Origin of the sequence: Psychrobacter sp. AOP31-B2-9 (genome assembly GCF_052378005.1) — a bacterium.
GTDB lineage: Bacteria > Pseudomonadota > Gammaproteobacteria > Pseudomonadales > Moraxellaceae > Psychrobacter.
Genome location: NZ_JBQSXG010000015.1, coordinates 26234 through 39358 on the forward strand (window position 1 = coordinate 26234; position 13125 = coordinate 39358).

At 43.1% G+C, this 13125-nt stretch carries 11 protein-coding genes; 9 read left to right on the forward strand and 2 right to left on the reverse strand.

Going from position 1 to position 13125, the window contains the following annotated elements; all coding sequences use genetic code 11:
- Positions 1-3 precede the first annotated feature (3 nt).
- From ACT3SX_RS03395 to ACT3SX_RS03420, 6 genes are all read left to right on the forward strand, one after another.
- Positions 4-609, forward strand: a complete 606-nt coding sequence (locus ACT3SX_RS03395) for a 3'-5' exonuclease (RefSeq protein ID WP_192518239.1) — start codon at positions 4-6, stop codon at positions 607-609.
- A gap of 108 nt (positions 610-717) precedes the next feature.
- The gene (locus ACT3SX_RS03400) at positions 718-2706 is read left to right on the forward strand and encodes a D-alanyl-D-alanine carboxypeptidase/D-alanyl-D-alanine-endopeptidase (protein ID WP_442062037.1); all 1989 of its coding nucleotides are present in this window, start codon (positions 718-720) and stop codon (positions 2704-2706) included.
- Between the two features lie 283 nt (positions 2707-2989).
- Positions 2990-3472: an ABZJ_00895 family protein gene (locus ACT3SX_RS03405; protein WP_192518237.1), complete on the forward strand. Its 483-nt coding sequence runs from the start codon at positions 2990-2992 to the stop codon at positions 3470-3472.
- Positions 3473-3551: 79 nt separating this feature from the next.
- Positions 3552-4100, forward strand: a complete 549-nt coding sequence (locus ACT3SX_RS03410; protein ID WP_192991687.1) for a DUF421 domain-containing protein — start codon at positions 3552-3554, stop codon at positions 4098-4100.
- A gap of 86 nt (positions 4101-4186) precedes the next feature.
- Positions 4187-4675 (forward strand): 23S rRNA (pseudouridine(1915)-N(3))-methyltransferase RlmH, encoded by a 489-nt coding sequence (gene rlmH, locus ACT3SX_RS03415; protein ID WP_192991686.1) that lies wholly within the window; start codon positions 4187-4189, stop codon positions 4673-4675.
- Positions 4676-4796: 121 nt separating this feature from the next.
- The gene (locus ACT3SX_RS03420; RefSeq protein ID WP_192518234.1) at positions 4797-5675 is read left to right on the forward strand and encodes a DODA-type extradiol aromatic ring-opening family dioxygenase; all 879 of its coding nucleotides are present in this window, start codon (positions 4797-4799) and stop codon (positions 5673-5675) included.
- 472 nt (positions 5676-6147) lie between these two features.
- Here ACT3SX_RS03420 and ACT3SX_RS03425 read toward each other — a convergent pair whose 3' ends face one another.
- Positions 6148-9471, reverse strand: a complete 3324-nt coding sequence (locus ACT3SX_RS03425; RefSeq protein WP_442062041.1) for a DNA translocase FtsK — start codon at positions 9469-9471, stop codon at positions 6148-6150.
- Between the two features lie 740 nt (positions 9472-10211).
- Between ACT3SX_RS03425 and trxB the strand changes: the two genes are divergently transcribed.
- Genes trxB through ACT3SX_RS03440 form a run of 3 tightly spaced genes read left to right on the forward strand, consistent with a single transcriptional unit; the run spans position 10212 to position 12470 of the window.
- On the forward strand, positions 10212-11234 hold the full coding sequence (trxB, locus tag ACT3SX_RS03430) for a thioredoxin-disulfide reductase (RefSeq protein ID WP_192518232.1): 1023 nt from the start codon (positions 10212-10214) through the stop codon (positions 11232-11234).
- Entirely contained in the window at positions 11235-12032 is a 798-nt protein-coding gene (gene aat / locus ACT3SX_RS03435) for a leucyl/phenylalanyl-tRNA--protein transferase (RefSeq protein WP_192518231.1), read from the forward strand.
- Positions 12033-12080: 48 nt separating this feature from the next.
- A complete protein-coding gene (locus tag ACT3SX_RS03440; protein WP_192518230.1) occupies positions 12081-12470 on the forward strand; it encodes a MerR family transcriptional regulator in 390 nt (129 codons plus the stop codon).
- A 66-nt stretch (positions 12471-12536) separates the two neighbouring features.
- Here ACT3SX_RS03440 and rimI read toward each other — a convergent pair whose 3' ends face one another.
- Positions 12537-13013, reverse strand: coding sequence for a ribosomal protein S18-alanine N-acetyltransferase (rimI, locus tag ACT3SX_RS03445; RefSeq protein ID WP_192518229.1), 477 nt, complete (start codon positions 13011-13013; stop codon positions 12537-12539).
- Between the last annotated feature and the right edge of the window lie 112 nt (positions 13014-13125).

Here is a 13125-nt window from a genome sequence, read left to right on the forward strand (position 1 = left end):
ACTATGAGTTGGCTACAGCAGTTGTCTTGCACTTGGCAAAAGACTCAACTACAACGTCCAGAACTGGCATCGATGTTTAGCCAACCTATGCCTGAGCAGTGGGTCGCTATTGACTGCGAGATGACTGGACTTAATCCTAAAAAACACCATTTGTTATCGGTTGCGGCTATTCATATCAATGGTAATACGATCGATACAGGCAATGGTCTGCATTTAGTCTGCAGACCACCTGTGATGCCAGACCGCGATACGATTATAATTCACGGTTTACGTACCGCTGATGTTGAACATGGTATGAGCTATGAGGAGATGTTAGCGCTATTGCTACCATTTATAAACAACCGCCCTATAGTAGGTTTCTGCCCGCAAATTGACACTGCTTTTTTAAACCCACTGGTTAAAAAGTATATGGGCTCGACACTACCAAACAAAATCATAGACATACGCCATCTGTACAGTCGGCGCAGGAGTGGTCATACTCAGGGTCTCTCTAACCAATCACAGCACCTAACCAATATCTTAGCTCATTACAATATTCCTGAACTGGGTGCTCATGATGCTTATAACGATGCCATTATGACCGCAATGGCGTTTTTGCACGTACGCTAAGCGCGCTGTTTGACGACAAAATCAAACTTTTAACATGCTTCTGCATCTACGAGAAAGCCTTAACTCATGTTAGTATAGTCGGCTTTTACCACTTACTAAAAGATGCTCATGCGACCTACTTCTGAACGCTCTCGTTATTCTGCTATTGCCACTAAAATTTCACCAATGCTTCATCATCTACGACCGTTCAGTCAAGCTAGTAAGTCATTGGCCGTGCTGGCCTTAACAGTAACGCCACTATATGCGCAAGCAACACTACCAGAAGCGGTTCAGGCAGCATTAACGCGCGCCAATTTAACAGAATCTGACATCAGCATGGTCATCACCCCAGTTGGCGATAAAAATAACAGCCACTTGCCTACGCCTATTCAAGTAATTGATAGCAGCCAACAAGCTGTGGCTAATAGTGCACAAAACCATACTGATGACAACCAGCCAAACGCTCAACAAGACAATCATCAAAACAGTAATAAAAACAACAGCATTCCCCAACAAAGTACCTTAGTTACCATTGAGCGCCAAACTATTGAGCAGCATGAAAAAGAAATACATGCCTATACCGATGATGCTTACACCTACCAAAGCGTAGAAAGTATTCCCGATGTGCTCGACGACCAACAAGCCAACGCTACTATCAACCAACATAAAAATCGCGACGCAAACGATAAAAATACCAATACTGGTTCTACTCATATCTCGTTTTCGCCATTAATTAGCCACCAACCAAACACGGCGCGCACACCTGCCAGCACCATGAAACTGCTACCGACCTTTATTGCGTTAGATACCTTAGGCACTGATTTTGTTTGGCTCACTCGGGTATACCATACTGGTATTATTGTGGGCGACCGCCTATACGGCGACTTGGTGATTCAGGGCAGTGGCGACCCAAAAATGACGCATGAGCGCTTACAACAGCTGCTTTATCATGTGCAACAAGCAGGTATTAAACACATTGATGGTAATATTGTTATTGACAGCGCAGTTTTTGAACAAGTGAGTAAAGACCCTGCCGCATTTGATAATGCGCCGCTACGCCCTTATAACGCTAGCCCAGATGGCTTTTTGGTCAACTTTAGCAGCATCGGTATTAAAAGTCAGCCGTTAAACAATGGGCAAGCGCAATTAACCTATACGCCGAAATTGGCCGACTATCAGCTACCAAGTGTTGTCAATACTCGTGCAGGGGCCTGTGCGTCAGCCAATTACAGCTTGAACCCGCAGTGGCAAGCCAATCAGCTTCAGATAAATTCTGAGCTGCCTAGCAGTTGCGGCGAGCACGTTTTTTATATTGCTTATCCCGATGCCAAAGATTTTGCTGCCCACGTACTGGCAGATAAATGGTATGCACTAGGTAATACGCTAAGCGGTCAAATTATCAGCCAAGAACGCCCTTACAACACCCTGACCAATACCCATAAAGCAGGCAGTCTAGCCGCATTACCACTGTCGCCTTTGCCCATTGTCAGCTATCCATCACTCACATTGGCACAGCAAATTTATGACATCAACCACTTTTCAAATAATGTCATGGCCGAACAAGTGGCATTGTCTATTGGGGCGTATGCAGCCATCTCTGCTAGCCAAGCAGCTTCTACTAATGCAGCTACACCCATGACTATATCGGGCACAACCAGCCTATATGACTTTGGCAGCTCGCATCACACCAACTACCCAACAACGCTACAAACCATTAATCAGTGGTGGCAGACACACTTAAAAACACCGCCGCCATATCTCACCAATGGTTCTGGCTTGTGCCGCACCTGTACCGTGAGTGCCGCCAATCTAAGTGAGTTGTTAGGCTATGCGTACGACAGCCCAAGCTTTGATGCGTATGTGGACTCTTTGGGGATAGCAGGCGTTAGTGGCACCATTGCCACCCATAGCAAACGGTTACCTGAATCAGCCGCTATTGGACGCGCGTGGATTAAAACCGGCACCTTAAACAATGTCACCTCAATGGCCGGCTATGTAAAAGGGCAATCAGGGCAAGATTATACCGTGGTCGGACTGATTAATACCGATCAGGCGCTCAATGTATATGCGGCTAGAACTGTATTAGATGCCATGTTAGATTGGACAGCACAGCAATAAAACAGCACCTGTATAATAGAAACGTGTCATCAATGAACACCTTGATATAGTCAGTCCTAAATAAAACAGATACAAATGTAACCATGCGATACAGGTATACATTTTCCTTGCTTGCTGTGCCTGCGCAGACAGAGGCTACGCAAAATGCACCCAGTATCGCTGTGTTTATTTTATAGTGGATCGACTATACATTCAGTATCTTAAAATGGCTAACTATGATGACACGCCCATACCATAATAATTTATCCACCCTTTATTTTTTTACATTAATATAGGCTATTTTATGCCACACGCTACCGACAATTTACGTAAGAAAAGTAAACCGCCAGCACGGCTACCGTCAGCATTTAAGCTACCAATGTATATGGGGTTTTTTGTCATTGGTTACATTTTAGCCAACGCTATTTTTATGGTCGTCCAAACCAAGCTAACGCTCAGCCCATACGTTGTGATGACGGTAGCAGTACTGGTTGGCGCTTATATTGCGGCGCACAAATTCATCAAACATCAACAGCGCACGCTCACCATCAGTGAGATGAACCGCTTGACCATTGGTAGCGTGGCCGCCATGTGGTTGTTAAATGCATTGTATATGTTAGGGTTGTGGCTGTTTTTGTTTACACCAGTTAGCCGCGAAGTATTAACAGATATGGCCACACAGCAGCCCTTGCCATTACTTGGTGCACTGCTTATGATGATAGTGCTGACCTTGGTTAGCACACGTTTAGGATTGTGGGCTTTCAATCATTTCTTAGCACCCAAATAAATACAGTACTGCCAACAAAGCGCTTGGCGAGGTTTGCACCTTAAAAACTTGGCATTCAAGATAATGAGGAGTCAACACGATGGACATTGTTTTTTTTGATAGTATCGACAAACTTGGGCGTATTGTATTCACCGCCGTCATGGTTTATGTGCTCATCGTGATTACCACCAAAATTTCTGGCAAACGCTCAACCTCTCAGCTAAATAATTTTGATTGGATTGTGACGGTGATGATTGGCTCACTGGGAGCCAGCACTATTTTGCTAAAAGAGATCCCTTTTGTAGAAGGTGCAGCCTCAATTATCACGCTATATGTTTTACAGTTTTTGGTCACCAAATACGCCTCTATCTCAACGCCCTTTAGTAACTTTATCTTATCTGAACCCCGTATCGTCTTTTATCAAGGACAGTTTTTACCAGATGCAATGCGAGAGGAGCGACTAACTCATCAAGAGCTCGAATGCTCAATGCGTTCTGAAGGGATTAATAGTTTCGATGATGTTGAAGCCATTGTTTTTGAATCTGATGCAAAGCTTACTGTTATTCCAAAGCCAAACCAAGCGGATAAGAGCGGCGATGATCGAAGCGCAAACAATCACATATCAGAAACCATTAGCCCTCTAATGTAAATTGTAGACCGTAAATAACGAACGATACAAACTATTTAGGGTACACCCTAGTAAGCTTGAATTTAATTATCGAGATGGTAAGCACTATGAAAGTAAGGATTTTGACTGTTGGTAATAAAATGCCCAAATGGGTGCAAACAGGTTTTGACGAATACTACAAACGCATTCAACCGATGCTTAGCACAGAAATCGTCGAAATTGCAGCTGCAAAACGGGCAAAAAACCCTTCAGATGCTAATTTGGCACAGTATCGTGAGCAAGAAGGTCAAGCCCTATTAGCCACTCATAATGCATCAAGCCGAGAGCAGTTATGGGTACTAGACGTCAAAGGCAAGATGATATCGACCGAAGGTTTGGCCGATAAATTAGCAGATGGCATGCAGCAAGGCGATGATATTGCCTTAGTCATCGGCGGTGCAGATGGTGTCTCACCAGAAGTATTGGCAAAAGCCGATGCAAAATTATCACTATCCGCCCTAACATTACCGCATCCATTAGTGCGTGTCGTACTCATGGAGCAACTATATCGCGCAATGAGTATCAATAACAATCACCCTTATCATCGTGGAAATTAGGCTTTCACAATCATTAATTAGGGCGTGTTGAAGTAAAAATACTAACTCAAACGTACAATTCTCACCCTTCAACTGGCCAAAGCCGGATTGAAAAACCACTAGCCGCCCTAATAAACGCTACATGACTTATTCAAACGCTCAGACTCTTAAAGCAAGCCATCAGCCAAGCTCGACTGATGCTATAGCCCCCATCAATGCTAAGGCTGCATGGGATGATGTACCCGCTTCACTAAAAAACACCGCTCTTTTACCTGCCTTATTTATCTCACATGGCGCGCCCACATTGGCCCTTGAACAATCAGCCACAACCAGTGCGCTGGCACGTATCGGACAAAACTTACCCAAACCCCGCGCCATCGTGATTATGTCGGCACATTGGCAATCTTCAAAACTGGAGATTAGCAACAACCCACAACCAAAGACTTGGCATGACTTTTCAGGATTTTCGTCTGAGCTTTATGACGTTCAGTATCCTGTTTCAGGTCAGCCAGCGCTGGCGGAGACACTAGCTCAGCAGCTTACGACACGCGGTATTAGTTGCAGTGTCAATCCAGTACGTGCTTGTGACCATGGCGTGTGGGCACCGCTTATACACCTGTATCCAGAAGCAGACATACCGATTGTGCAAATCTCTTTGCCACAGCACTATGACAGCGTTGCCTGTTATCAACTAGGTGCACTGTTGGCGCACCTGCGTGAGGAGCAAATACTTATCATCGGCTCAGGCAGCGTCACACATAACTTGCGAGCTATTCGGTGGCAGTCTGACAGTATCGATCAAGCAGCCAAAACCTTTAAGCAATGGTTGCTTCAACAGCTCAAAACAGATATTCCCACGGCACTCGATTGGCAGCAGTACCCTGACTACAAAGATATTCATCCAAGTGATGAGCACTTGCTCCCGTTGTTTTTTGCATTAGGTACGGGTCAGCGTGTCTCAGTCATTCACCAAAGCATGGCGCATCATAGCTTGGGCATGGACATCTACCGCTTTGATTGAGTATAGGTGTGCTACGGATCGTTTATCGCCATTAATTGATTCAAAAAACTGGGTTATCTTGTGACAACTAAAATAACGGTGATAGATGTTGTCTGTTTTTTAATTGGTAGATATTCATTCAAATCATGTTCAGTGCGCTATACAGGTATTGAGTGGTTGCTATATCCACTGATATTCAGTTTGAACTCTGTATTATAGTCACGCCACTATAAAAGTATTTCAGCGTCTCGCTTGACGTATCACGTATAAATCTACACTCGCCTGCCTTGTACTATTCTTAAATTGAATCGACTATATATAGCGCTATATATACCACGCTATAGTCAAAGTATTTGAAAATCGCTACCGTGCTACTGGGATGAATTTTTCGCAGCCTTTGTAAATACAGTAGGCAAGTAAAGTTTGTACCAGTAGCACGATAATAAGTCGTCTTGGTTTTACTTTTTATTGATCATATAAAGCATATCCATCGCTACATTAGCAGCTCACGTTTGCCACTTTTGCCCATCGAGCTGACCAGTCCTGCCTCCTCCATTGAATCCACAATACGTGCCGCACGGTTGTAGCCAATGCTAAATTTACGCTGAATACTAGAGGCCGAAACCTTACGTGTTTCCATAATAAAGGCTACAGCATCGTTATATAGGTCATCATCTTCACCAGAGGCGTTACCTGAGCTACCACCACTTGGGCTAGACAATTCAAAGTTACCTGCCATGTTGTCGATATAATCAGGAGCACCGCGCTCACGCCATGCATCACAAACACGGTTGACCTCTTCGTCACTAACATAAGCACCATGTACACGATCTGGCTCAATCTGCCCTGGCCCTAGGAACAACATATCACCGTTACCTAGCATATCTTCTGCGCCGCCACTATCCAAAATCGTGCGTGAATCAACTTTTGAGTTTACTCGTAGTGCCGCACGCACAGGGATATTGGCTTTAATTAGACCAGTGATAACATCTACCGACGGACGCTGAGTCGCGAGCATCAAGTGAATACCTGCAGCCCGCGACTTTTGTGCCAAGCGGGTGATAAGCTCTTCAGCTTGTTTACCCACCTGCATAATCATATCGGCAAACTCATCGGCAACAATCACAATCATTGGTAATACTTTGAGCTTGGGTGCTTGGCTAATGCTCACGCTGTCATTAGGCCGCCATAAAGGATCGAGCATTGGATTCCCCGACTCCTCTGCCGCGATGACTTTTTTATTGAACTCATTAAGCTTACGCACTTTAAGCAAACTCATGAGCTGATAGCGGCGCTCCATCTCTGCCACACACCATGATAAAGCACTCGCCGCCTCGGTCATATCGGTTACGACAGGCGTTAACAGATGCGGAATGTCATTATAGTTAGCAAGCTCTAATTGCTTTGGATCAATCAGAATAAGACGCAGCTCATTTGGTGTGTATTTGAGTAGCATGGAAAGCAACATCGAGTTGACCAATACTGACTTACCAGAACCTGTCGTACCAGCAACCAACATATGCGGTGCACGAGCAAGGTCGGTAATGATCGGATTACCACCGATATCTTTACCCATCGCCATACTAATCTGCGCTTTTGGGTCTTTAAACGTTTCGGTATTGAGTAATTCAATCAAACGTACCATTTCACGTTTCTTATTAGGTACTTCAATACCGATATATGGTTTGCCTGGAATCACTTCGACGACACGCAAAGAAGCCATCGATAATGAACGCGCCAAATCACGTGAAATGCCTGTTACTTTACTGGCTTTGACCCCAGCAGCTAACTCCACTTCAAAACGAGTGACGACAGGTCCTGGAATAGCATTAACTACAGAGGCCTTTACATTAAACTCTTGTAGCTTAATTTCTAATAACTCAGACAGTTTTTCCAGCTCAACCACGGTATAGCTAGGCTTACGGTCAGGATCGGGCTTATCCAATATAGACATTTCTGGAATAGGCGTTAGACTGCTGCGATAGGCTGCCGTTTGCATCGAACGTGATTTTTGACTAAAAGCTTCATCATCACTAATATGCGGCATGACTGGTACATTGGTATCGTCATTGTCGCTCTCTGGCATCATATCAGTGATATGATTACTGCTATCACCCTCTGGCACAGCGAAGCTAACAGACGGTTGCGCAGGCGTTTTAGGCTCAGGCACGTTTGAGGCTAGACTGGTTACTTCTACCGTTGGTGCGGCTTTTGGATTGGCAGGAGGCGTATTGGTTGGTGTCATATCTATCGCTGCTGACACAGGATCGCTGACTACTGGTACCGGTTTAGTGATAGGTTTTTCAATCACAGTCGGCGCTATAGCGTTACTAGATACTTCCACTTGGTTATTAGATAATTCATCAAAAGAGGACGGCGTTATACTGGCAGCTGCAGTAGCGTTATTAATCGGAGTCTCACTGGACATATCTCGCTCAGATTCGACAGACGCCTCTTGCACTGGCTGTGCAGCCATATTATCTGATTGCAACGCTGTCATAGACTTATCAACGATAGGCGTTGCATGCTCTGCTAGCCAAGCATCTGCCAATGTATCAATACTCTCTGTTGTTGCTGTTGCTTCTGGCGCCTCAATTGGCGACTGAATCGCTTTTGTCTGCGAACGAATCGTTGGTTGAGCCTCAGATGTTTCTGTGGTTGACATCCTTGTAGAGACTGAATTTGCCATATCTGGCGACTCAGTTTTGCTGTCATTAGGTACCGATATAGCAGAAGCCGAATCGTTCACAATATCAGCGTTATAAGCCATTTGCTCACTGGCCAGCAAGTCATCCACGGTATTGGCATCATTCCAAGCAAAGCTAGGTTCAACTTTACGAACCGGAGTCGGTGCTGCACTTGACGTCGACGATACATTCGTATGGTGAGCCGTATTATCTACAGTACCGCTAGGCATCGATTCTGCCGTCTGAAAATGCTCTCTATTGTCATTACTAGAAGCACTAGACATCGCTGTTTGTGTTGCTGCTACCACAGAGGCTTTCACGCTATCGGCAAGGCCCGATGTCGCTAAGAAATCTGATAAAACGTGACTAAACCGACCACTGTTATCCAGTGATTGAGCACTCTCCGTAGACTGTAATTCAAGTGGCAACTGCTCGTATTCCGCAGTTTCTTTATTAGTCTTCTCATTCTCTTTGCTTTCATTACTTTTCTCAGAGATCATGCCTGCTTGAGATGCTGAACGAGTATCATTTGTGATATCTTTTTGTTTTACTCCTGAGCCAAGCCATGACAACGTTGTAACCTTCTGATAAATCGCAAGCCAATGAATATTAAAGGCAAAGGTAGCAGTAATAACAACGAAAGCAGTCAAGAAAAATACACTCCCCCACTGCGATAAAAGCTGAGCCAAACGCGACTGTAACTCAAGTCCAATAATGCCACCAGCCACACCCTCAAGCTTTGTTACAGTTGCATCAGTTACGTGCTGAACCAAGGCAACCAATTGCGCAAATAAGGCGCTGGCACTTAACAATAAGAAGACATAAGCAATCAAACGCATCAACCAAAATGTTGGCTTATTGTCCCACCAAATAAGGACGGACTCATAAACCAAAAATGCTAACAGCCACCATGCACCAAAACCAAAGAAACTATAGAGCAAATCAGACAACCAAGCACCCGATGCGCCACCCACATTATTAATCGTGGTCATATCACTACTGATATGCGACCAACTAGGATCATTACCTGTATAGGTCATTAAAATGACAAACAGATAAACGGCCAGTATTAACCCAATAAGGGTAAATATTCCTTTTTTTAAATACTCAATAAGCGGTGCTGATATCACGTAAGATCTGCCTTGTTATTAAAGATGGTCGTCAATACATGACTAATCCTAATCATGCTGACATAAAGTGCTGATATAAAATGGTTAGCGAAGTATTACAAAGATATTGGTCGTCTTAAAAGCCATAAATAAAAGCTATCGTTAGCAACTGTTTTTGACTCATACCACGCTTGGCATAACTTCTTATAATAACAAATACATAGCCGTAGTGGCGACACTCTTATCAAGAAAGAGTCCAAGAAAGTCTGTCAATATCGAATTTAAACAAAAAACCATATTTTAGACATACAGCTAACAGAATAATTGCTAGAAATTTTGCAGAAACGCTAGAAATTTGTAGAAACGCTACAAAATATTCATGTTTCATCGCTATAATATTTCAAGGCAAACATGCTTTGATTCTAATGATACCCATCTTTGTTTTAGCAAACTTGCACTTTTCGGCCACTACCCTTATGTTACTATCACACAACAATGATAAAAACTGTATTGGGGCGTGTCTTCAATTTAATCGATAGTCATCTCGATGGGCTAAAAACGGCTAAATCTACCTAAACATCGTCAAATAGCTGGTCAATATTCTATATATTATCAATACTATTTTTCTTGTTTAACGGCAATTTATCTCATTTTTATCACCATTTTTAAAATAAGAACATATCCTAATGACAAACTTTAGAATATTCTGATTATATTGATTCTTCACATTTTCAACTCTTATATTTAGCAAGGAACAACTCATGGCAACTGACAACACCGCTACACGTCACGAAAAACTCATTATTTTAGGCTCAGGTCCTGCTGGTTATGCTGCTGCCGTTTATGCTGCTCGTGCCAACCTAAAACCAGTCATGGTCACTGGCATGGAAGTGGGTGGACAGCTGACAACCACGACTGAAGTTGATAACTGGCCAGGCGACGCCCATGATTTAACGGGTCCTGCATTGATGGAGCGCATGAAAGCACACGCTGAACGCTTCGGTACAGAGTTGGTTTATGACCATATCAATGCGGTGAATTTAAATGTGCGCCCTTTTGAGCTGACCGGCAATAACGGCAGCTATACTTGTGATGCTTTGATTATCTCTACAGGCGCATCTGCGCAGTATCTAGGACTAGAATCAGAAACCAAGTTTAAAGGTTTAGGGGTTTCGGCTTGTGCCACATGTGACGGTTTCTTTTATAAAAACCAAAAAGTCGCTGTCATTGGTGGCGGTAATACTGCCGTTGAAGAAGCTTTATACTTATCTAATATTGCAGCAGAGGTCACACTAGTTCATCGCCGTGACAGCTTACGCTCAGAAAAAATTCTGCAAGACAAACTGTTTGAAAAAGCCAAAAATGGCAATGTTAAAATTGAATGGAACCACTACGTCAAAGAAGTCGTTGGTGATGATTCAGGCGTTAATGGTGTCATTATTGAATCTACTGAAAATGGCAGCACCAAACAATTAGACGTATTTGGTATGTTCGTGGCGATTGGTCATAAGCCCAATACAGACTTATTCAAAGATCAACTAGATATGAAAGATGGCTATTTGGTCGTCCAAAGTGGCCTCGCAGGTAACGCCACTCAAACCAGTATCGAAGGGGTGTTTGCCGCAGGTGACGTCGCTGATCATGTCTACCGTCAAGCTATTACGTCTGCTGGTACCGGTTGTATGGCTGCGCTTGATGCTGAAAAATACTTGGATGCATTAGGAGAGACCATCGCACATGATCATACTTATGCATCAACATCAACTGCTGATAAAGAAGCCTAAATGGTTAATTTCTTGCAACTAAATGATAAAAACATCACACCTGAGACATTAAAAAGTCTTGGGTGTTATGACTTCCCCGATCCTGTTTCTATCGATCCTGAAGGCATAGGAATCATCGCCATAGGTGGTGATTTGGCACCAGAAACGCTCATTTCTGCTTATGCACGAGGGTTATTCCCTTGGTTTAATGAAGACGAGCCGATCGCTTGGTGGTGCCCTGAACCACGATGTGTGATTGTACCCGCCGACTACACACCCAGCAAGTCACTACGCAAGCAAGCCAGTCGCTCACGTTGGCAGTTGACACTCAATCAAGCATTTGATGACGTAATACATGCCTGTAGTTTGCCCCGTAATGACGAGCTACCTGAAGGCGAGCATACTTGGATTCATAATGACATGATCCAAGCCTATACTGAATTACATGCCAAAGGGTTTGCACACAGTATCGAAGTTTGGGATGATAAAGGGCAGCTAATTGGTGGGCTCTATGGCTTAAAGATAGGTAATCTCTATTTTGGTGAATCAATGTTTCACCGTGCGTCCAATGCTTCAAAACTAGCATTTTGGGGCTTGATGCGCTTATGTGAACAGAGTAACGTAGGGCTTGTCGACTGTCAGCTACCGAACGAACATCTGATGAGCTTAGGTGCTGTCACCTTGCCACGCACTGATTTTTTGACTCAATTAGACAGTTTAATAGCTAGTCATTCAGTCAGATGGCGAAATGATTCGCATAAACCATTGGCAGTATCGTTATTAAACAATACAGAACCTTGGCAGCTCAAGTTACGATGAGCATCATGGCTATTGACCAGCACTTACCTATAGACCTATGAGACTATTATGGCATCTGATAAATCATTCCTGTTAATTGGCGCACTTGCAAAAAAAGCCAACACCACTAAGGATACCGTTCGCCATTATGATCAGTTGGGTTTGCTAAAATCACGTAAGCGTCAAGCAGGATCTCGATTTTATACCGAATTTCATCCAGAATGTGTAGAACGTATTGAACTAATCAAAAGCGCACAAACGGTAGGTTTTACTCTCAATGAAATTAAAGATGGCTTCAATGATTTTTATACGGGAAAAATGGGACTCGATGAACAGCTAAATTTTCATCAAAACAAACTGGAACAAGTCCAAAAACAACAAGAAAATACTAGCATCATGATTGAGCTATTGACCGAACATATCAAAGAGCTTCAATGTATGCTATCAAACAGTGACTAAAGCTCTCATATCAAAACTAAATAACAAACCTTCTAAAACAATAAAGCTGCCTCAAATCACATACCACTAATGATAAACATGCTGCATGATTAAAGCATCAATTGCTGGCTGATGTGATTGCTGATAATACCCTTTACGTTTATGAATCACAGCAAACCCTTGTTGTTCATATAAGGCTATCGCGGGCATATTATCTGCTCGTACTTCTAACAATAAGCTCTCTACCTGATTATTCATTAATACTGTATTTAAGTTGGCAAAAATTTGCGAGGCAACACCTTGCCGTTGATTATTAGGATGAGTAGCAATACGTAGAATTTCTGCTTGCTCAAATATCACTTGGTATAAGCAGTAACCAACCGTTTCATCACTACCCATAGTGCTTACGACCATCAAACTGATGCTATCTTGTGCAAGCAAATCGTTCAAAGTTTTTTCATTCCACGGCTCTTGCAATTGCACAATAGCTTCAATCATTGCAACTGCTTTAATAACTTCTGCGTGATCATCTGACTCAGATCCTAATATTTTTGTAGTAAACATCAGCTCTCTTTTTCTATAAAAATCGTATTATTGTTGATTTACTTTATGAAAATCGATTAATTATATCAATAAAAAAAGCCACCCTCTAAGAGGATGGCTTTTTACTAATGGT